The organism is Betaproteobacteria bacterium (genome assembly GCA_016709965.1).
Lineage (GTDB): Bacteria > Pseudomonadota > Gammaproteobacteria > Burkholderiales > Rhodocyclaceae > Azonexus > Azonexus amarohabitans.
Genome location: JADJLT010000003.1, coordinates 59,306 through 78,995, shown reverse-complemented (window position 1 = coordinate 78,995; position 19,690 = coordinate 59,306). Strand labels below are relative to the sequence as shown.

19 protein-coding genes and 1 tRNA gene are annotated in these 19,690 nt (G+C 59.4%); 18 read left to right on the top strand and 2 right to left on the bottom strand.

All coding sequences use genetic code 11. From position 1 onward, the window contains the following. Window positions 1-48: 48 nt before the first annotated feature. On the bottom strand, window positions 49-882 hold the full coding sequence (mutM, locus tag IPJ12_12970) for a bifunctional DNA-formamidopyrimidine glycosylase/DNA-(apurinic or apyrimidinic site) lyase (protein ID MBK7648035.1): 834 nt from the start codon (window positions 880-882) through the stop codon (window positions 49-51). 99 nt (window positions 883-981) lie between these two features. Here mutM and IPJ12_12965 point away from each other — a divergent pair, with 99 nt between their 5' ends. The 9 genes from IPJ12_12965 (at window position 982) to IPJ12_12925 (ending at window position 9,689) form a co-directional block, all read left to right on the top strand. Next, window positions 982-2,697, top strand: coding sequence for a tetratricopeptide repeat protein (locus tag IPJ12_12965; protein MBK7648034.1), 1,716 nt, complete (start codon window positions 982-984; stop codon window positions 2,695-2,697). Beyond that, window positions 2,694-3,266 carry an outer membrane lipoprotein LolB gene (lolB, locus tag IPJ12_12960; protein ID MBK7648033.1) on the top strand — a complete coding sequence of 191 codons (573 nt, stop codon included), beginning with the start codon at window positions 2,694-2,696 and terminating at the stop codon, window positions 3,264-3,266. The genes IPJ12_12965 and lolB overlap by 4 nt, the downstream gene beginning before the upstream one ends. Continuing rightward, window positions 3,263-4,111 carry a 4-(cytidine 5'-diphospho)-2-C-methyl-D-erythritol kinase gene (gene ispE / locus IPJ12_12955; protein ID MBK7648032.1) on the top strand — a complete coding sequence of 283 codons (849 nt, stop codon included), beginning with the start codon at window positions 3,263-3,265 and terminating at the stop codon, window positions 4,109-4,111. Before lolB ends, ispE begins: the two co-directional genes overlap by 4 nt. A 75-nt stretch (window positions 4,112-4,186) precedes the next feature. Then, a tRNA-Gln gene (locus IPJ12_12950) sits at window positions 4,187-4,263 on the top strand. 91 nt (window positions 4,264-4,354) lie between these two features. Further along, window positions 4,355-5,305 carry a ribose-phosphate pyrophosphokinase gene (locus tag IPJ12_12945; protein ID MBK7648031.1) on the top strand — a complete coding sequence of 317 codons (951 nt, stop codon included), beginning with the start codon at window positions 4,355-4,357 and terminating at the stop codon, window positions 5,303-5,305. 54 nt (window positions 5,306-5,359) lie between these two features. Beyond that, window positions 5,360-5,965: a 50S ribosomal protein L25/general stress protein Ctc gene (locus IPJ12_12940; GenBank protein MBK7648030.1), complete on the top strand. Its 606-nt coding sequence runs from the start codon at window positions 5,360-5,362 to the stop codon at window positions 5,963-5,965. Between the two features lie 69 nt (window positions 5,966-6,034). Continuing rightward, window positions 6,035-6,613, top strand: a complete 579-nt coding sequence (gene pth / locus IPJ12_12935; GenBank protein ID MBK7648029.1) for an aminoacyl-tRNA hydrolase — start codon at window positions 6,035-6,037, stop codon at window positions 6,611-6,613. A 10-nt stretch (window positions 6,614-6,623) separates the two neighbouring features. Next, on the top strand, window positions 6,624-7,715 hold the full coding sequence (ychF, locus tag IPJ12_12930) for a redox-regulated ATPase YchF (GenBank protein ID MBK7648028.1): 1,092 nt from the start codon (window positions 6,624-6,626) through the stop codon (window positions 7,713-7,715). A gap of 222 nt (window positions 7,716-7,937) precedes the next feature. Beyond that, window positions 7,938-9,689, top strand: a complete 1,752-nt coding sequence (locus IPJ12_12925; GenBank protein MBK7648027.1) for an EAL domain-containing protein — start codon at window positions 7,938-7,940, stop codon at window positions 9,687-9,689. A gap of 7 nt (window positions 9,690-9,696) precedes the next feature. On the opposite strand, the gene IPJ12_12920 is transcribed toward IPJ12_12925, so the two are convergent. Next, window positions 9,697-11,196: a polyamine aminopropyltransferase gene (locus IPJ12_12920; protein MBK7648026.1), complete on the bottom strand. Its 1,500-nt coding sequence runs from the start codon at window positions 11,194-11,196 to the stop codon at window positions 9,697-9,699. Between the two features lie 89 nt (window positions 11,197-11,285). On the opposite strand from IPJ12_12920, the gene IPJ12_12915 reads away from it, so the two are divergent. The 9 genes from IPJ12_12915 (at window position 11,286) to IPJ12_12875 (ending at window position 19,687) form a co-directional block, all read left to right on the top strand. Beyond that, window positions 11,286-11,873 (top strand): polyisoprenoid-binding protein, encoded by a 588-nt coding sequence (locus IPJ12_12915; GenBank protein ID MBK7648025.1) that lies wholly within the window; start codon window positions 11,286-11,288, stop codon window positions 11,871-11,873. A 100-nt stretch (window positions 11,874-11,973) separates the two neighbouring features. Beyond that, the gene (ribB, locus tag IPJ12_12910) at window positions 11,974-13,083 is read left to right on the top strand and encodes a 3,4-dihydroxy-2-butanone-4-phosphate synthase (protein ID MBK7648024.1); all 1,110 of its coding nucleotides are present in this window, start codon (window positions 11,974-11,976) and stop codon (window positions 13,081-13,083) included. A 3-nt stretch (window positions 13,084-13,086) separates the two neighbouring features. Further along, a complete protein-coding gene (locus tag IPJ12_12905) occupies window positions 13,087-13,560 on the top strand; it encodes a 6,7-dimethyl-8-ribityllumazine synthase (GenBank protein MBK7648023.1) in 474 nt (157 codons plus the stop codon). Further along, complete coding sequence (gene nusB / locus IPJ12_12900) at window positions 13,557-14,045, top strand: transcription antitermination factor NusB (GenBank protein ID MBK7648022.1); 489 nt, start codon at window positions 13,557-13,559, stop codon at window positions 14,043-14,045. The genes IPJ12_12905 and nusB overlap by 4 nt, the downstream gene beginning before the upstream one ends. Window positions 14,046-14,049: 4 nt before the next feature. After that, window positions 14,050-15,027, top strand: a complete 978-nt coding sequence (gene thiL / locus IPJ12_12895; protein ID MBK7648021.1) for a thiamine-phosphate kinase — start codon at window positions 14,050-14,052, stop codon at window positions 15,025-15,027. Next, complete coding sequence (locus IPJ12_12890) at window positions 14,969-15,496, top strand: phosphatidylglycerophosphatase A (GenBank protein MBK7648020.1); 528 nt, start codon at window positions 14,969-14,971, stop codon at window positions 15,494-15,496. Before thiL ends, IPJ12_12890 begins: the two co-directional genes overlap by 59 nt. A gap of 55 nt (window positions 15,497-15,551) precedes the next feature. Continuing rightward, window positions 15,552-15,830: a type II toxin-antitoxin system HicA family toxin gene (locus IPJ12_12885; protein ID MBK7648019.1), complete on the top strand. Its 279-nt coding sequence runs from the start codon at window positions 15,552-15,554 to the stop codon at window positions 15,828-15,830. 192 nt (window positions 15,831-16,022) lie between these two features. Then, a complete protein-coding gene (locus IPJ12_12880; protein MBK7648018.1) occupies window positions 16,023-17,795 on the top strand; it encodes an EAL domain-containing protein in 1,773 nt (590 codons plus the stop codon). Between the two features lie 122 nt (window positions 17,796-17,917). Next, window positions 17,918-19,687, top strand: a complete 1,770-nt coding sequence (locus IPJ12_12875) for an HlyD family efflux transporter periplasmic adaptor subunit (GenBank protein MBK7648017.1) — start codon at window positions 17,918-17,920, stop codon at window positions 19,685-19,687. The last annotated feature ends 3 nt before the right edge of the window (window positions 19,688-19,690 follow it).

The window sequence follows — 19,690 nt, the reverse complement described above, 5'->3', positions numbered from 1 at the left end:
TTACGGAAATCTCAATTTAGCATAAAAACAGAGACTTGCAGGTAGTGTTTAATGCTGGCAACCCGTGCAGTAATAGGTGCTGCGTCCGGCCTGCCGAATTTGCCGAACGACACCACCGCAGCGCAGACAGGGTTTGCCGGCACGATCATAAACACCGGCCTGAATTTGAAAGCATCCGGCACCACCATCGCTATGCACATAATCACGAATGCTGCTGCCACCGGCGGCAATGGCATCCGACAGGGTTTCACGAATCGCCGGCACAAGAATTTCGTAACGCGCCCGACTGATCCGGTTGGCCGCCCGCAGCGGCGAGATGCCGGCCCGAAAAAGGCTCTCCGACGCATAAATATTACCGATGCCAACAACCAGATGGCTGTCCATCAAGGTCGGCTTGATTGGCCCACTTCTTTTCGAAATAGCCTTAAAAATCCAGTCGACCGTGAAAGTCTCTGATAGCGGCTCAACCCCCTGCGATGCGAGCAAAGGATGCAGTTCAGCAAGCGCCGGTGGCCCCGGTTGCCAAAGCACAACCCCAAAGCGACGCGGGTCGGCAAAGCGCAATATATATTTAGCCAGCACCAGTTCAAAATGGTCATGCTTCTCGACCGGCTGGTCATGTGGCACGAAGCGCAAATTGCCCGACATCCCCAGATGAATGATCAGAGAACCCTGCACGCCCTCACGCTGACAATCGATCAGCAGATACTTGGCACGCCGCCGAACGGCAACGATTTGACACCCCGGCAGCACCTCAAGCAACTCGCGCGGAATATCCTGGCGCAACTTTGGCGCGCGGATTTTCACCCCCTCAATGCGGGCGCCAACCAACTCCGGCGCCAAGCCACGACGACAAACTTCCACCTCTGGCAATTCCGGCATTGCTTGTTCCTCCGACGAAACCCAAATAACATCGCAAACTTAATGGATTCTATGCGTTCAAATGCGCAATCCAGCATTAACCTCGACTGAAAGCCGTCCATGCAACCGAAGCGAATCGCAGCCGCCCTCACCCTGGCTATCGGCCTGACCCATTGGGGATATGGCCTGGCCGCTGGCGACCCGGCCACCAAGCCCTCAGGCAAGCGGCCGATCACCCATGCCGCCTCCGAAGATCTGCTTGCACGCACGGTCTTTCAGGCACTGCTTGGCGAATTCGCCCTTCGGCGTGGCGATGCCAAGTTGAGCTCCGACGCCTGGGCAGACCTCGCCCAACGCACACGCGACCCAAAAGTCCTGGCCCGCGCCACGGAAGTCGCCAGCCTTGCCCGCCAATACGACCGCGCCCTCGAACTCACCAAACTATGGCTGGAAGCTGAACCAGACTCAGTCAAGGCCAAGCAGGCCCAATCGTCGCTGCTGATCCAGAGCAATCGTATTGACGACCTTGCGCCGCAAATGAGCGCCTTGCTTGCGCAAGACAAAAGCAACGTCGGCAACAACTTGCTGCACTTGAACCGCATTCTGGGCAAAATCAGCGACAAAAAAGCGGTCCAGTCACTGGTCGACCGCGTCGCCACCCCCTACGACAACTTGCCGGAAGCGCATTTCGCCATGGCCCAAGCCGCGGCGAATGCCGGCGACAACCTGCGCGCGCTGAACGAAGCCGAAAAAGCCCTTCAGCTTCGTCCGGACTGGGAAATCGCAGCCATCGCCCGCGCCCAGCTTCAGGCCCGACAGTCGGCGCAAACTGCGATTGACAGCCTGACCAACTTTGTCGACAGCAATCCTGCCGCCCGCGATGCCCGTCTGGCACTGGCCCGGCTACTGATCAGCGAAAAACGCTACGACGACGCTCGTGGCCACTTCGATCGCCTGCTCAAGGAAAACCCGGACAATCCCGACGTTATCTACCCGGTTGCCATGCTTGCCCTGCAGCACGGCGACACCACCACCGGTCGCACGCAACTCGAACACCTGCTGGAGACGGATTTTCCGGACAAGAGTACGATTCACTTCTTCCTGGGCCAACTCGATCAGGAGCAAAAAAGGCCGCAGGATGCTCTCGAACATTACCGTCAGGTCACCACTGGCGAACAATACATCCCCGCCCGCTCGCGAACTGCACAAATCCTGATCCAGCAAGGCAAGATCGATGATGCTCGCGAAGTCCTGCACGACACGCATAGCAACTCAAATGCCGACCGCACCCAGCTCATCCTGACGGAATCACAATTGCTGCGAGAGGCCAATCGGCAGAACGATGCTTACATCGTTCTGGAAGCCGCACTTTCAGCCCATCCCGACAATCCGGAACTGCTTTACGAGACAGCATTGACCGCCGAACGCATCGGAAAGCCGGAACAACTCGACAAGCACCTCAAACATTTGCTTGAACTCAAACCGGAACATGCGCACGCGCTCAACGCCCTTGGCTACTCATGGGCAGAACGCAATACCCGGTTGCCGGAAGCGCATGACCTGATCGCCAAGGCACTCAAGCTGTCGCCGGAAGACCCTTTCATCATGGACAGCATGGGCTGGGTCCTGTTTCGCCAAGGCAAACTACCCGAAGCCCTGCAAACACTGGAAAAGGCCTACAAGCTCAGAGCCGACCCTGAAATTGCCGCCCACCTCGGTGAAGTACTGTGGACTGTAAATCGAAAGGACGACGCACGCAGCCTGCTGAATGATGCAGCCAAGGCCAATCCTGACAACGAAGTGCTCAACCTCGTCATCAAGAAACTCTTTCCTTGAAACTGCGTTACGCCCTGCTCCTTGCAGCCAGCCTGCTCGCCGGTTGCGCGAGCACACCGCCGACGCCCCTGGCGCCACGCGACAATATCCGCAATTTTTCCCTGGATGGCCGCTTCGCGCTACGCGTAACCCTGGCCGGGCAAGCCCCGCAAAACTCGGGGGGTCGATTGACCTGGACCCATCAAAACGCCAGTGATCGCGTAATGATCTCCAACCCGCTGGGCTACGGCTTGGCCGAAATCAATACAACTCCCGAACTCTCCCGGTTACGTACCGCTGACGGCAAAACCCGTGAATCAATCGACCCGGATGCATTGATGGAGGATGTCACCGGACAACGCCTGCCGGTCAGTCGATTCCCGGCCTGGTTGCTTGGCCGCCCGGATGGCGAAGGACGAATCGAACACGACACCCACGGCCGTCCGCTCAGGCTGATCGAAGATGGCTGGCAAATCGACTACAGCTTTGACGATGAAAACCCGGACTCCCTGCCTGCCCGTTTAACGCTGTCGCGCAATGGAGAAATCGAATTGCGTCTGCGAATCGAAGAATGGAAAGATGCTCCATGAACACTTGGAATTGGGACAGCCACTGGCCGGCACCGGCAAAACTGAATCTCTTCCTGCACGTCGTCGGCCGGCGGCCTGACGGCTACCATCTTCTGCAAACTGTCTTTCGCTTTATCGACCGCGCTGACACGCTGCGTTTTCTGCCGCGGGATGACGGAGAAATTCACCTCGCCACGCCCATTCCCGGGGTTCCTGCAGAAAGGGACCTCACCGTCCGCGCCGCCCGCTTGCTGCAACAAGCCAGCAACTGCCGCAAAGGCGTCACCATTCATCTCGACAAGCAATTAGCGATGGGCGGAGGGTTGGGCGGAGGCTCATCCGATGCGGCAACCGTGCTGCTCGCCCTCAACCATTTGTGGCAAACGGGACTTTCCCGCGCCCAACTTGAGACACTTGGCCTCTCGCTTGGTGCCGACGTGCCTATATTTGTGCACGGCCACAACGCTTTTGCCGAGGGTATTGGCGAAACATTTACCAATGTAACCCTTCCTCCGGCCAGTTATCTGGTGTTACATCCTGCGGTTCAAGTACCAACCGCCAGTATTTTCGGCGCAACCGAACTGAAACGCGACACGATTGCCATGCGCCCCGAAGAATGGCTTCACGGGCAAGGTCACAACGACCTTGAACCGGTAGCCTGCACCGAGTTTCCGGCTGTTGCCGAATCCCTCGCCTGGCTCAAGGCGCGCGCACCACTGGCTATGATGACCGGCTCCGGCAGCTGTGTCTTTGCTGAATTCAACCGCCACGAAGATGCGGTAGCCCTTCTCGCCCAATGTCCGGCTGAACTGAATGGCTGGATTGCTGATGGACTCGACCAGCACCCGCTCGCAAAAATTTGCTGAGAGGACTGGATTTTCGGATAGGGCTACTGTATTATTCGCGCCTCGCTCGGACGCGAACCCGTTCGAGCAACCCGCTGGGGAGTCGCCAAGTTGGTCAAGGCACCGGATTTTGATTCCGGCATTCGAAGGTTCGAATCCTTCTTCCCCAGCCAAATTTCTTTCGGGCAGGTCATAAGCCTGCCCGATTTTCATTGTGGCGGGCAAATGCACGTAAGCATGCAGAAGGTCCGGAGGAATGTGGGAATGGCCTACAACAGCTTGATGGTCTTCACTGGCAATGCCAATCCAAAACTGGCAGCTGATGTTGCAGCACAGCTTAACGTGGATCTCGGTCGCGCCAACGTCGGTCGTTTTTCCGATGGCGAAGTCAGCGTCGAACTGCAAGAGCACGTTCGTGGCCGCGATATCTTCGTGCTGCAATCCACCTGCGCCCCCTGCAACGACAACCTGATGGAATTGCTGGTTATCGTTGACTCCCTGAAACGCGCCTCAGCCGGTCGAATCACTGCCACCATCCCGTATTTTGGCTATGCTCGCCAGGATCGTCGTTCGCGCTCCTCGCGGGTGCCGATTGCCGCCAAACTGGTGGCCAACATGCTCGTCGCCTCCGGCGTCGACCGCGTGCTGACCATGGATCTTCACGCCGAACAGATTCAGGGTTTCTTCGATATCCCGGTGGACAATATCTACGCCCTGCCCATTCTGCTCGCAGACATCCAGAAACAGCATTACGAAAACCCGATGGTTGTTTCCCCCGACCACGGCGGCGTGGTTCGCGCCCGGTCGCTGGCCAAGCGCCTCGAATGTGATCTGGCGATCATCGACAAGCGTCGTCCGAAAGCCAACGTTTCAGAAGTAATGAACATTATCGGCGAAGTCGATGGGCGTACCTGCATCATCATGGACGACATGGTCGACACTGCCGGCACGCTGTGCAAGGCAGCTACCGCCCTCAAGGCCAATGGCGCCAAGAAGGTCGTCGCCTACTGCACTCATCCCGTCCTGTCAGGCCCCGCAGTTGATCGTGTCAACAGCTCTGACCTCGACGCACTGGTCGTTACCGATACCATTCCGCTGCGCGATGAAGCTGCTGCCTCTTCGCGCATCCGCCAGCTTTCCGTGGCCGAAATCATGGCCGAAACCATTCGCCGAATCAGCAACGATGACTCTGTTTCGTCGCTGTTCATCGATTAAGCTTTTTTAACTTCCCGTTCTGGTCGCGGACCGGGAAAAACTTGGAGTATCAATATGACTTTTGAACTAATCGCGCAAGCGCGTACGCTGCAGGGAACGGGTGCGAGCCGCCGCCTGCGTCGCGCTGCCATGGTGCCGGGTATCATTTACGGTGGCGAAGCTGCTCCGCAGTCGATCGAAGTGGCTCACAACGACCTGCTGCTCAAGCTGAAGAAAGAAGCCTTCCATTCTTCCGTCGTTACCCTAGTAATCGACGGCAAGAAGGAAGCCGCCCTGCTGCGTGACTACCAGATGCACGCTTACCGTCCGCTCGTTCTGCACTTCGACTTCCAGCGCGTCGATGCCACGCACGAAATCCACGTCAAGGTGCCGCTGCACTTCGTCAACGAAGAAGTCGCTCCGGGCGTCAAGCTCAACGGCGGCCTCGTTAACCACGTCATGACTGAAGTCGACGTTCACTGCCTCGCAGCTGACCTTCCTGGCTTCATCGAAGTTGACCTCAGCACCCTGAAGATCGGCGACAGCATTCACCTTTCCCAGCTCAATCTGCCGAAGGGTGTCAAGCTGGTTGCCCACGCGACTGACGATGTCGTCGTCGGCGTCGTCGGCAAGGGCGGCTCCAGCGAAGCTGCTGAAGAAGGCGAAGCTGCTGCCGAGTAATTTTCGGCTCCGTGCTGTTATGGCCGCCGCTGGCATTTTGCCGCCGGCGGCTTTTTCATTTAGCCCCTGATGAACCCACCTCGCCTGATCGTCGGCCTTGGTAATCCTGGCCCTGAATACGAAGCCACACGGCACAATGCCGGCTTCTGGTTTGTCGACCACCTGGCCGACAAGCTGAAGGCCTCGCTCGCCCCGCAAGCCAAATTTTTCGGTAAAGCCGCCCGCATTGGCGAAACCTGGCTGCTTGAGCCAAGCACATTCATGAACCGTTCAGGCCAATCGGTGGCGGCACTGGCCAATTTTTACAAGATCCCGCCTGAAGAAATTCTCGTCATCCACGATGAACTCGACCTGCCGCCCGGCGGCATTCGCCTCAAACAGGGCGGCGGCAATGGTGGACACAATGGCTTGAAAGATATTCAGGCCAAACTAGGCACGCCGGACTTCTGGCGCCTGCGCCTCGGCATCGGCCACCCGCGCACGCTTGGTCTGTCACAACAAGTCGTTGATTTCGTTTTGCATCAGCCGCGCAAAGAAGAACTACCAGACATCGAACACGCCCTCGCCCGCTGCCTGCTGGCCTGGCCAAAACTCGCCGCCGGAGACTTTGCCGGCGCTCAACAACAGTTGCACGGCAAAGCCGTCTAAGGAATAACCCATGTCTTTGAAATGCGGCATCGTCGGCCTGCCCAACGTCGGCAAATCCACCCTCTTCAACGCCCTGACCAAGTCCGGTATTGCAGCGGAAAACTATCCTTTCTGCACCATCGAGCCAAATGTCGGCATCGTTGAAGTGCCTGACAAGCGCATGGCCCAACTGGCTGCCATCGTCAAGCCGCAGAAAATGCAGCCAGCCATTGTTGAATTCGTCGATATCGCGGGTCTGGTGGCCGGCGCTTCGAAGGGTGAAGGCCTGGGCAACCAGTTTTTGGCCAATATCCGCGAAACGGATGCCATCGTGCACGTTGTGCGCTGCTTCGCTGACGACAACGTGATTCACGTTTCGGGTGGTGTCGATCCGCTGCGCGACATCGAAGTTATCGATACCGAACTGGCGCTGGCCGACATGGCTTCTGTTGAAAAGGCGCTGAACCGTTATCGTCGACCGGCCAGCTCCGGTGACAAGGAAGCCAAGGCCCTGGTTGCCGTCCTTGAAAAATGCTTTGCCCAGCTCGACCAGGCCAAGGCCGTTCGCGCGCTGGACTTGTCGAAAGAAGAGCTGGCACTGATCAAACCGTTCTGCATGATCACCGGCAAACCCGTGCTCTATGTGGCCAACGTGTCCGAAAGCGGCTTCGAGAACAACCCCTTGCTTGACGCCGTGCGTGCCCATGCCGCAACCGAGAAGGCAGAAGTCGTTTCGGTCTGTGCGGCCATCGAATCTGAAATTGCCGATCTCGATGACGAGGAAAAGCAGATGTTCCTGGCCGACCTCGGCCTTGAAGAGCCGGGCCTCGACCGTCTGATTCACGCTGGTTACAAATTACTCGGTTTGGCAACCTACTTCACAGCGGGCGTCAAGGAAGTGCGCGCCTGGACCATTCACCAGGGCGATACTGCGCCGCAGGCGGCCGGCGTCATCCACACCGACTTCGAGCGTGGGTTTATTCGTGCCCAAACCATCGCCTTTGACGACTTCATTACCTACAAGGGCGAAGCGGGCGCCAAGGAAGCCGGCAAGATGCGCGCTGAAGGAAAAGAATATGTCGTCAAGGATGGCGATGTAATGAATTTCCTGTTCAACGTCTGATTCGATAGACCTCGGCAGCCATCTGGCTAGCCGAGGCAACGCATCGGATACCTGCAAAAGCGTTATCACAAGACACGCCCCCTGAGCTCTCTAGCGCCTTCCGCTTTCAGCAGTCGCGCATCTATATTTCATGTAGCAGAGAGAAAGCTCTTGTTTACGCACAGCCGATCAGGTCTAAACTATAGGTAACGCGCTTAACGCCTATCTAGAGAAACCGCCCGCATGATCCTGCCTTCAGTGCCAGCCGATACCAACAGCTCCCCCACGGACAGCACGCCGTTGCCGTCTGCGGTGTTGTTACGTGCGTTCGAGCAAAGTCACGAAGGTATTCTGATCACGGACTGCAACAATCTGATCATCGCTGTCAATGGGGCTTTTTCGCGGCTGACGGGCTATTCGCCGAATGAACTGCTCGGGAAGAACCCGCGCATTCTGGCTTCGGGCCGTGCAGCCCCGGAGTTGTATGTCGCCATGTGGGAAGCATTGGACAGCAAGAATTATTGGGAAGGCGAAATCTGGAACAAGCATCATGATGGCTCAAGCCATCCCAGCTGGCTGAAAATTGCCGTCCTGCGCGATTCCGATGGAAAAATCCAGAACTATGTAGCCAACTTCACCGATATCCATGCCAACCATGAAGCGGCCGACCGGCTGGCCTACCTTGCCTATCATGACCCGCTGACCAATCTGCCCAACCGACTGGCCTTCGAGTCACAACTGGGGCAGGCATTGCGCATTTGCGAACGGGAAAATCATCAGCTGGCATTGATGCTGATCGACCTCGACAATTTCAAGAATATCAACGACACGCTAGGGCATCATGTTGGTGATAAGTTGTTGCAAAAAGTGGCGCTGCGTCTGAGCGAGTGCGTCCGCTCAAGTGACCTTGTCGCGCGATTGGGCGGCGATGAATTTGTGGTGGTCCTGCCGGAAATCGAATCGCCACTGACCGCAGCACGGGTTGCCAGCAAGATTCAAAGCAACCTGGCCGACAGCTACCGAATCAGCGATCACGTCCTGTACGCCACACCCAGCATAGGTATCAGTCTCTACCCGTTTGATGGGAACGACCCCGGCACCATGCTGCGCAACGCCGACACGGCGATGTACCACGCAAAAAGTGCCGGCCGCAATAATCACCAGTTCTACACCGCACGCATGAACGAAGCGGCGGGCGAACGTCTGCAGATGGAGAACGAACTCCGGCAGGCTATTTCGTCAATTTCGCCGAGCGGCTGTGAGTTTTCGCTGAACTTCCAGCCGCAGATCGAGACCGTCTCGGGTCGCGTGCTGGGTCTGGAAGCGCTGCTGCGCTGGAATAATCCAAAACTCGGCCAAATCTCGCCGGTGCGCTTCATTGCCATTGCCGAGGAGACTGGTTTGATCCAGCCACTGGGCGACTGGGTGATCTGGGAAACCTGTCGCCAGATTCGCAACATGAAGCAGCAGGGAATCACGGGCATTCGCGTCGCCATCAACATCTCGGCCCAGCAGCTGGGCCACGACAACCTGCTGCTGCTCGTTCGTGGCGCCCTGGCCTGTTATGACCTGTCGCCAGAAGACATTGAACTGGAAGTCACCGAGAGCACTGCCATGCAACACCCAGAAACAACCCTCTCGATCCTCGACCAGTTGTCCGCCATGGGAATCAAGTTGGCTATCGACGATTTCGGCACGGGCTACTCGTCGCTCGCCTACCTCAAGCACTTACCGATTCAGCGCCTGAAACTCGACCGCTCCTTTGTCACGGACATCGAAACCGACCCCAACGATGCCGCCATCTGTGCCGCCACGATCGCGCTGGGTCACAGCCTGGGGCTGGAACTGGTCGCGGAAGGCGTGGAAACCGAAGCACAGCGAGCTTTTCTGGCACGACTCGGCTGCGACATGCTGCAAGGCTACCTGTACAGCAGGCCGATGCCATTCGACGAAACCATCGCCTACCTCAAGGCCTACCAGGCCGCTCATCCCTGAGCACAGGCTAGCGAATGACCTTGCGCCACTCGGCTTCGAAGTAGCGCACCAGCACCTGATTGTTCAATTGATTGACCTCGGCCGGTACGCGCGCCATGTCAGCGGGGAACTGGAACAGGCCGGGCAGGATTTCGGATGTCAAAAATCGGGTATTTTCCGGGTTGACCGCGGGAATCGAGAAATCCTGGCGGCCCGCGATGATGTAGCCCCATTCGCCAAACGACGGCACCAGCGCGTGGTACGGTGCCGTCTTGAAGCCGACGCTTTCCAGCGTCGTCACCACGCACCAGAAGGATTGCCGGGCATAGAGCGGCGAAGTAGATTGCACAACCAGCAGGCCACGCGCCGACAGGCGCTTTTCCAGCAGGCGATAAAAGGCCGAGGTGTAGAGCTTGCCGAGCGCAAAATTGGTCGGATCGGGAAAATCGATGACGATGAAATCGTAGAAATCGCGGTTTTCTTCCAGCCATTGCAGCGCATCGGCGTTGATCACCTTGACCCTGGGCGAGTTCAGCGATCCCTGATTTAACGCCACCAATGCCGGCGCTGTAGAAAATAGCGAATTCATCGCCGGATCAAGATCGACCAGCGTCACCGACTCGACATTCGGGTACTTGAGAATTTCACGCACCGCCAGACCGTCACCGCCACCAAGCACCAGCACGCGTTTGGCGCCGGGCAGGCTGGCCAGACCGGGATGGACCAGCGCCTCGTGGTAGCGGTATTCGTCATGCGATGAAAACTGCAAATTGTTGTTGATGAACAGGCGCAGATCATCGCGCCAACGGGTGACGACCAGACGCTGATAAGGCGTCGTTTCGGCGTAGATGATTTCATCTGCATAGAGATGCGCTTCGGCAATCCCGGTCAGTTGCCCGGCCCCGGCAAAGCCGGCTGCGAGAAGACCGAATATCGTCCAGCTTTGCACCGCCAGCCAGCGCCGCGACGGCAATTGATCGCGAAACAGATGCAATGCCCAGAGCGCGACGGCAACATTGAGCATCCCAAACAGCAAGCCGGTGCGCACCATGCCGATCTGCGGCGCCAGCACCAGCGGGAAGAGGATGGAGACCACCAGCGCACCGAGATAATCAAAAGTGAGCACCTGCGACACCAGATCCTTGAAGGCCAATTCGCGCTTCAGAATACGCATGACCAGCGGAATTTCCAGCCCGACCAGCACGCCGACCCCGAACACGGCCAGATAAAGGACCAGCTTGAATGGCCCCGACAGCCAGGCAAAAACGAGAAACAGGCCAATGGCCGAAAATCCACCCAACAGCCCGACCATCAACTCGATCTGGATGAAGCGCCCGATCAGGTCACGCGTGATGTACTTCGACAGCCACGAGCCGGCGCCCATGGCAAACAGATAGGTGCCGATCACCGTCGAAAACTGCGTCACCGAATCGCCCAGCAGATAGGACGACAGCGCGCCAGCGATCAGCTCATAGGCCAGCCCGCAGGAGGCGATGACAAAGACGGAAAAAAGGAGGGCGTGCCGCATGGGCGAAGATGCTAACCCGAAATTGCGGGAACGGTGCGCCATGGCCGCGGTCAGACCGGCATCCACATTTCATTTTTGGGCAAAATTTCGTGTTGACCGCAGAACCCATCGCCGCACGCCTCTCCGCCATACTTTTTGCCGCCGCAATGTCTTTTGCCCAGCCAAGCTTGGCAACCGAATACAACATTGATGCCTCGCACACCTATGCCAGTTTCGAAATCGACCACCTCGGCTTTTCGACACAGCGAGGCCAGTTCAACCGCAGCAGCGGCATTGTGGAATTTGACCCGGAAGGCAAAACCGGCCGCATCGACATCACCATCGACGCCGCCTCTCTGGATACCGGCTTCGCCTTGCGCGACGACGTCTTGCGCGGCGACACCTGGTTCAAGGTCAAGGATTTCCCGAACATCCTCTTTCGCAGCCAGAAACTCGTGTTCACCGACGACAAGTTAAGCGCCGTTGACGGCACGCTGACCATGCTCGGTGAAGTCCGCCCGATGCGACTCGACATCAGCCGCTTCAAATGCGGCTTTAATCTCGCCAAACGCAAGCAAGGCTGTGGCGCTGATGCAGTCGGCGTACTGCGTCGCTCCGAATTCGGCCTCGACAACGGCCTGCCCTTCATCGGCGATGAAGTCCGTCTGCGCATTCAGGTCGAAGCCTATCTGCCCTGAACACGCGCCGCACCAACACCCCGGCACCTCACTAAAGTCATGTGCCGACGCCCTGTTTCTGCGAAAATAACCCCCCTTCTGCTGTTCCCGGATTCCACCCATGCCCCCCCATCCCACCATTGCCAGCACCGCCGAGATCGTCACCGAACTCAAGGCCGGCCGCATGGTCATTCTGGTCGATGAAGAAGACCGCGAAAACGAAGGCGACCTCGTCATGGCCGCCGAGCACATCACCCCCGAAGCGATCAATTTCATGGCCAAGCATGGCCGCGGCCTGATTTGTCTGACGTTGACCGAAGCCCGCTGCAAGAAGCTCGGCCTCGTCCAGATGGCCAAGAACAACAAGGCTCAGTACGGCACCGCCTTCACCGTCTCGATCGAAGCGGCCGAAGGCGTCACCACCGGCATTTCCGCCGCCGACCGCGCGCGCACCATCCAGGTCGCCGTCGCCCGGGCATCGACCGCCGACGACATCGTGCAGCCCGGCCACGTCTTCCCGATCACCGCCCGCGAAGGCGGCGTGCTGGTCCGCGCCGGCCACACCGAAGCCGGCTGCGACCTCGCCGGCATGGCTGGTCTGGAGCCATCCTCCGTCATCTGCGAAATCATGAACGACGACGGCACCATGGCCCGCCTGCCGGAACTGATGGAATTCGCTGCCGAACACGGCCTTAAGATCGGCACCATCGCCGACCTCATCCACTATCGCGCCTCGTCCGAAACACTGGTCGAACGCGTCTCCAGCAAGACCATCAGCACCGCCCACGGCGAGTTTGCCATGCACGCCTACGTCGACCAGGCCAGCGGCGCGACCCATCTGGCGCTGGTCAAGGGCAGCATTCCGGCCGGTGGTGAAACGCTGGTCCGCGTTCATGAGCCGCTGTCAGTGCTCGACTTCCTCGACCCGGCCAGCAAGCGTCAGTCCTTCTCCATCGAAGAAGCGCAGGCCGCCATGGACAAATTCGGCCACGGGGTCATCGTGCTGATGCATCGCCCGGAAGACGGCGAAGCCCTGCTTGCCCGCCTCACCGGCACCGCCCCCAGCGCCCCGATGAAATGGGACCCGCGCACCTACGGCATTGGCGCCCAGATCCTGCGCGATCTCGGTGTCGGCAAGATGCGGCTGCTCGCCAGCCCACGCAAGATGCCCTCCATGACCGGATTTGGCCTCGAAGTCACCGGTTTCGTCACCTCACCTGCGGAGCTCTGAGCCATGTCCCGTTTCGACAACATCTTTGAATACGACAACAACCTGAACGGCGCCGGCCTCAAAGTCGGCGTCGTGATGGCACGCTTCAACCTGCCGATCTGCGAAGCCCTGCTCTCTTCCTGCGTCAACGAACTCAAGCGCCTTGGCGTAGCCGATGCCGACATGACCATCGCCAACGTGCCCGGCGCACTGGAAGTTCCGCTGGTGCTGCAAACCATGGCGCAGAGCGGCTGCTTCGATGCACTGGTGGCCCTTGGCGCCGTCATTCGCGGCGACACCTATCACTTCGAAGTCGTTTCCAATGACGCCTGCCGCGCCATCATGGAAGTCCAGCTCGATACCGGCATCCCCATCGCCAACGGCATCCTGACCTGCGACACCGACGAACAGGCCGAAGTCCGCACCCAACCCAAGGGCAGCGACTGCGCCCAGGCCGCCGTCGAAATGGCCAATCTTCAGAAAGCACTTACCCAATGACCACCTTCCTCAGCGACAGCGAACACCCGCACGACGTCCAGGCCCCGCCCAAGTCCGCCCGCCGCCGCTCCCGTGAATTCGTCGTCCAGGGTCTTTACCAGTGGCGCGTCGGCGGTGCCGACGAAGCCGCCATCGAAGCCTATGCGCCGGAAATGGAAGGCTTCGCCAAGGCTGACCGCGAATTTTTCGTTGGCACGCTGCGCGGCGTCATCGGCCAGAAGGAAGCGCTGATCGAGCACATTACCGCCCATATCGATCGGCCATTTAAAGAGCTGTCGCCGGTTGAAGCCTGCATCCTGATGCTGGGCAGTTTCGAGCTGATCAACTACGTCGACACGCCTTATCGCGTGATCATCAACGAGGCCATCGAACTCACCAAGTCCTTCGGCGGCATCGACGGCCACAAGTACGTCAACGGCGTGCTCGACAAGGTTGCCGGCATCGTTCGTGCCGAAGAGGTTGCCGCCCGCAAGCAAGGCAAGTAGGCACATGGCCGGCGAATTTGAACTGATCAACAAGTATTTTGCCCGGCCCACGCCCTCGGCCATCCTCGGCCCTGGCGACGACTGCGCGCTGGTTCAGCCAGCACCGGGCAAGCAGCTGGCAGTGACCACCGACATGCTGGTCGCCGGCACGCATTTCCTGCCCGACACCAACCCCAAGAACCTCGGCTGGAAGGCCCTGGCCGTCAATCTTTCCGATCTCGCCGCAATGGGCGCCCAGCCGCGCTGGGTGACGCTGGCCGGCGCGCTGCCGGTGGTCGATGAGCTGTGGATTGCCCAGTTCGCCGAAGGCTTCTTTGCCTGCGCCGCCGAATACGGCGTTGATGTCATCGGCGGCGACACAACCAAAGGCCCGCTCAACCTCTGCGTTACTGCCATGGGCGAAGTCGAACCCGGCCACGCCCTTCGCCGCGATGGCGCCAAGGTCGGCGACCAGATCTGGGTTTCCGGTCGCCCCGGCCTGGCCAGCCTCGGCCTCGCCTTCCTGCAAGGCAAGATCAAACTGCCCGAACCCTGGCCGCGCCTGTGCATTGGCGCCCTCGAAAAGCCACGTCCGCGCGTGGCCCTCGGCCTTGCACTGAACGGCATTGCCAGCGCCGCGATCGACGTCTCCGACGGCCTGCTGGCCGACCTCAGCCACATTGCCGAACGCTCGGGCTGCGCCGCCGCCGTTAAGTTGGTTCAGCTGCCACACTTGCCCAAGGGAGAAAGCTACGACGCTGATTTGCGCCGCATCGCCCTCGAATGCCAACTGACCGGTGGCGACGATTACGAACTCTGCTTCACCGCGCCCGGCACGCAAAGTCTGGCCATCGCGCAAATCGCCGCCACACTGGAATTGCCGCTGTGGAACATCGGCGAGATGGTGGCCGGCACCACGGGCGATGTCACGGTTTTCGACCCGGATGGCAAGCCGGTCCAATTCGACCGCAAAGGCTACGACCATTTTGGCCAAACCGCCTAGCGTCCGCTTCCTGCTCGCCCATCCGGCGCACTTTTTCGCGCTGGGTTGTGGCAGCGGCCTGGCGCCGAAGGCGCCAGGGACTTTCGGCACGCTGTTCGCGTGGCTGACCTATGCCCTCTTCCATCAATATTTTTCCGATTTTGGCCTTTTATTCCTGTTGACCGCAGCCTACCTCGGCGGCATCTGGTTTATTGACGTTACCGGCAAGGCGATCGGCGACCCCGACCACGGCAGCATTGTCTGGGACGAAATCGTTCCCTTCTGGCTCATCCTGCTGATGACGCCCGATACCTTCTTGTGGCAACTGGCTGCCTTCGCGCTGTTCCGCTATTTCGACATCACCAAGCCGCAACCGGCCCGCTACTTTGACCAGCACGTCAAGAACGGCTTCGGTGTCATGGCCGACGACCTTGTTGCGGCCGGGTACACTTTGCTCTGTCTGGCCCTGCTGAAGATCGTTTTCGCCTGACGAGCTGGCCGCACAGGCATAGAATATTGGGGTTCCTAACGCTTGGAGCTTCATCATGAGTCACAAGCATGACCACCTGATGCGCAGCATCTTCCAGGACCCGCTACCGGCCAATATCCACTGGCGCGAAATCGAATCGTTGCTCAAGCACTTGGGCGCCGACATCGAACCGTCACATGGCGCCCGCTTCAAGATCACCTTGAACAAGGTCGAAGCATTCCTGCACCATCCGCACAACAGCAGCACCTGCAGCAAGACCGACATCAAGACGATCCGCGAGATGCTCAGCCACGCCGGGGTCACGCTGTCCGCCTACGAGGCGGGAAATACCTGACACCGCCAGCCTGCTGGCGTGAAATACAGATTGCAAACGCATCGGACTTGCGGTGAGCCGGGATCGACGCTCGCTGCTCGTTTTTCAAATTTGCCCATTTTTACCGGTTGACCGCAGCCAAGCTGTAATCGCGGCGCGCCGCTGCGGTATGCTGTACCTCATTTGCCGCCACCCCACCCATGCCACTTGCCGATGAATCTTGATCGCCGGAACGCCTCGCCGGAACGCTCGACCGAGTTTCTGAACGCCTGCATCCTGATTGTTGAGCGCGATAACGCCAGCGCCGAAATCATGCTCCACTTTCTGCGTTCGGCCGGCTATCGAAACGCCCTCTCCATCGTCGGCTCAGGTTCCGTCCTTGACCTGCTGTACGAGCTGGACATCGACCTCGTACTCATCGACAACGAAGTATTGGTCACCATCGACGGCAGCGATATTCTTGAGCAGGTACGGAATAATTCCGTGCACCGACATCTGCCGATCATCGTCCTGACCGCCGACGACAGTCGCGCGCTCCGCCTGCGGGTGCTCGGCCAAGGCGCCAACGATATCCTGAACAAACCGGTCGATGCGGGCGAGATGAAACTGCGCCTGCAAAACACGCTGGCCGCCAAAGCCTACCGCAACCTTGTCGTCTATCACGATGACCTGACCGGGCTGCCCAATCGCGAGCGCTATACCGACCGCCTCGACTGGGCGATCAAGTATTCGCAGCGCTACAACATCCTCGGCGCCGTACTCCACGTCGACCTCGACCGCTTCAAGAAAGTTGTCGAAGCGCTTGGCTGGGCAAACGGCGACCGCCTGCTGCGCGCCGTCGCGAAAAATCTCGGCACATGCATACGCGACACCGACATCGTCGCCCGCCAGGATGTCCGCGAACAGTCGATCATGCTTTCCCGCCTTGCCGGCAACGAGTTTACCGTCCTGCTCTGCGGCATAGACCGGCCGGACAGTGCGGCCATCGTAGCCCAGCGCATCCTTGACATGGTCAAGACACCGTTCACCACGGGCGGCCACGAGCTGATCTCCACCTGCTCGATCGGGATTTCCGTCTTCCCCAATGACGGCAAGACAAGCAACGAAATCATCTCCGCCGCCAACAACGCCATGCACGACGTCAAGCGGGCCGGCGGTGACGGCTTCCGCTTCTTCTCGCAAAAATTCAACGAGCGCGCCATCCATCGCCTCAACCTTGAGGCCGATCTCCGCCATGCCCTGGATGGTGATCAATTCCACCTCGCCTACCAGCCCAAGGTTGATATCGTCTCCGGCAAAATTTGCGGCGCCGAAGCCCTGCTCCGCTGGCAACATCCCGTTCGCGGCCTGGTCAGCCCCGCCGAGTTCATTCCGGTGGCCGAAGAATCCGGCCTGATCAACCGGATCGGCGACCGGGTATTGAATATCGCCAGCCGCCAGATCCGCCTCTGGCTAGATGCCGGCATCCAGCCGCCACGCATCGCCATCAATATCTCGTCACCGCAGTTCAGCCAGAAAAATTTCGTCGACGAACTTTCCGCCACACTCATCCGCCACGGCATCGACGGTCAACGCATCAGTGTCGAGATCACCGAAAGCGTGATCATGGACAATATCAACAGCCACCTGAGCACGCTGGAAACACTGCGCTCGCTGGGCATCGAACTCTCGGTGGATGATTTCGGCACGGGCTATTCCTCACTCGCCTACCTGAAGCGCCTGCCACTACACGAACTGAAAATTGATCGCTCGTTTCTCACCGGCATCCATAGCGACGAGCACAGTGCCGCCATTGTCACCGCCATCGTCTCCATGGGGCACCAGCTGGGTCTGAAGATCGTCGCCGAAGGCGTCGAAACCCGCCAGCAGCTTGAATTTCTGCGCACGCACCACTGCGATACCTGCCAGGGATTCCTTTTCAGCCCGGCAGTGGCCCCCGATCAATTTGCCGCCCTGCTTGCCAACGGCGTTGCGATGACTGATTAATGGCCGATATACTCCGCCCACCTGATGGCCAATAGCAAAATGACACATAAAACCGCCGTCCGCATCCAGAGAAACTGCGTGAAACACACCATCGGCCGAGCCGTTTCAAACCGCACGTCCACATGAACGATATCAACACGGCCTCCCTGCAACGCTGGCTTCGAGACTACTGCAACCAGTCAGCGGTCATTACCGGCTGTGTCGTGGTCGGCGCCAGCCTGGCGGGCGAAAACATCCGCATTCTGGCGGAATGGCCCGAGCGCAGCGACGTCAACCTGCCGCTCATTGATGCGGCCACCATCTCCCTCAAGCGGAAACTCGAGGACATCGTCGTCCCCCCCGTCATGCTGACCGATCAGGGTCCGCAGCGCATTGTCCAGGTTCTGCTGGGCGATGCCGGTGCCCCCTGCATCATGGCCCTCGGCCTGAAGAGCAGCAACGACAACGTCGCCCAGGGTTACCTGAACGATCTGCGCAGCCTGAAGAACACGCTGGACAAGCTGCTGCATGCACCAAATGACCTCAGCAGCGGGCCGGCAGCCACCCTGCTTGGGCTGCAGTCAGCCTTGCTCGGCAAGGAAAATCTGGAATCTGCGACGGTTGCCTTCGTCAACGAACTGGCGGGCACCTTCCGCTTCGAGCGTGTCAGCCTCGGCTTGCTTGAGGATGACCAGATTCGGATTGGCGCCATTTCGCACAATGCCACCTTCGAACACAAGCAGGAATTGCTGCGCAGCCTGGCCGCGGCGATGGAAGAAGCCGCCGACCAGGGCGCCACGCTCACCCAGCCACCACGCCCCGATGACCCGCCCTATATCCTGCTCGCTCACACCGAATTTTCCGCCCGCGCAGGAACCAGTTTATGTTCGCTGCCCATGGTCCATGATGACCGCATGATCGGCATCCTGACCCTGGAGCGCCTCGGCTCGCTGCCCCCCGGTCGCAACGAAGTAACCCAATGTGAACATCTGGCCGCGCTGGCTGCACCCATCATCGCCCTGCGTCGTCAGGCCGAGCGTTCGCTGGTGCAGCGGTTTTTCGAAAAGCTGAGTCAGCTCCGGCAAACGCTCCGCGCTGGCGAATCCCGCCTGTCGCGCATGGCCCTTGGCGGCCTTGCGCTCACCCTGCTTGCCTTGCTGCTGATACCACTGCCTTACCAGGTAACGGCCGGCGCCCGTATTGAAGGTGCCGAACAACATGTTCTGGTTGCCCCAACTGATGGCTTTCTCAAGGAAGCCAACGTTCGTCCAGGCGACATCGTCAAAGCCGGACAGACGCTGGCGCAAATGGCCGACCAGGATTTGCGCCTGGAAGAAAGCAAGTGGCAGGCTGAATTTACCCAGCACGAAAATGCTTACATCGCCGCCATGGCCCGGGCTGACCGCGCCGCGTTCTCGGTCAGCCGCGCCAAGGCCAATGAAGCCTCGGCCCAGCTCGACCTGGTGCGCAGCCAACTCGCCCGGATGCGCATCGTTGCGCCGAGCGATGGCATCATCGTCCAGGGCGACCTCACCCAATCACTTGGCTCCCCGGTACGGCGCGGCGACACACTGCTGACGCTCGCCCCGCAAGGACGCCATCGCCTGCTGCTCGACGTCGATGAACGCGACATCGGCGACATCGCCAGCGGCCGCCAGGGCAATCTCGCGTTGACCGCGCTGCCCGGCGAGGCGCTGAGCTTCTCGGTGGAGCGTATCGTGCCGGTCGCCGTCAGTCGCGATGGCAACAACATTTTCGAAGTCGAAGCCAAACTGACCGAAGACCCGCCCAGTCTGCGTCCCGGCATGCTGGGCGTGGCCCGGGTCGATGCCGACAACCGTGCGCTGATCTGGCGCCTTGCTCATCGCGGCATTGACTGGCTGCGCCTGCAATTGTTCGGCTGGGGACTGTAGGAC

Coding starts and splice junctions, on each gene's coding strand:
- mutM (MBK7648035.1), bottom strand. CDS start 882: ATGCCGGAATTGCCAGAGGTGGAAGTTTGTCGTCGTGGCTTGGCGCCG.
- IPJ12_12965 (MBK7648034.1), top strand. CDS start 982: ATGCAACCGAAGCGAATCGCAGCCGCCCTCACCCTGGCTATCGGCCTG.
- ispE (MBK7648032.1), top strand. CDS start 3,263: ATGAACACTTGGAATTGGGACAGCCACTGGCCGGCACCGGCAAAACTG.
- IPJ12_12945 (MBK7648031.1), top strand. CDS start 4,355: ATGGCCTACAACAGCTTGATGGTCTTCACTGGCAATGCCAATCCAAAA.
- IPJ12_12940 (MBK7648030.1), top strand. CDS start 5,360: ATGACTTTTGAACTAATCGCGCAAGCGCGTACGCTGCAGGGAACGGGT.
- pth (MBK7648029.1), top strand. CDS start 6,035: ATGAACCCACCTCGCCTGATCGTCGGCCTTGGTAATCCTGGCCCTGAA.
- ychF (MBK7648028.1), top strand. CDS start 6,624: ATGTCTTTGAAATGCGGCATCGTCGGCCTGCCCAACGTCGGCAAATCC.
- IPJ12_12925 (MBK7648027.1), top strand. CDS start 7,938: ATGATCCTGCCTTCAGTGCCAGCCGATACCAACAGCTCCCCCACGGAC.
- IPJ12_12920 (MBK7648026.1), bottom strand. CDS start 11,196: ATGCGGCACGCCCTCCTTTTTTCCGTCTTTGTCATCGCCTCCTGCGGG.
- ribB (MBK7648024.1), top strand. CDS start 11,974: ATGCCCCCCCATCCCACCATTGCCAGCACCGCCGAGATCGTCACCGAA.
- IPJ12_12905 (MBK7648023.1), top strand. CDS start 13,087: ATGTCCCGTTTCGACAACATCTTTGAATACGACAACAACCTGAACGGC.
- nusB (MBK7648022.1), top strand. CDS start 13,557: ATGACCACCTTCCTCAGCGACAGCGAACACCCGCACGACGTCCAGGCC.
- thiL (MBK7648021.1), top strand. CDS start 14,050: ATGGCCGGCGAATTTGAACTGATCAACAAGTATTTTGCCCGGCCCACG.
- IPJ12_12890 (MBK7648020.1), top strand. CDS start 14,969: ATGGCAAGCCGGTCCAATTCGACCGCAAAGGCTACGACCATTTTGGCC.
- IPJ12_12885 (MBK7648019.1), top strand. CDS start 15,552: ATGAGTCACAAGCATGACCACCTGATGCGCAGCATCTTCCAGGACCCG.
- IPJ12_12880 (MBK7648018.1), top strand. CDS start 16,023: ATGAATCTTGATCGCCGGAACGCCTCGCCGGAACGCTCGACCGAGTTT.
- IPJ12_12875 (MBK7648017.1), top strand. CDS start 17,918: ATGAACGATATCAACACGGCCTCCCTGCAACGCTGGCTTCGAGACTAC.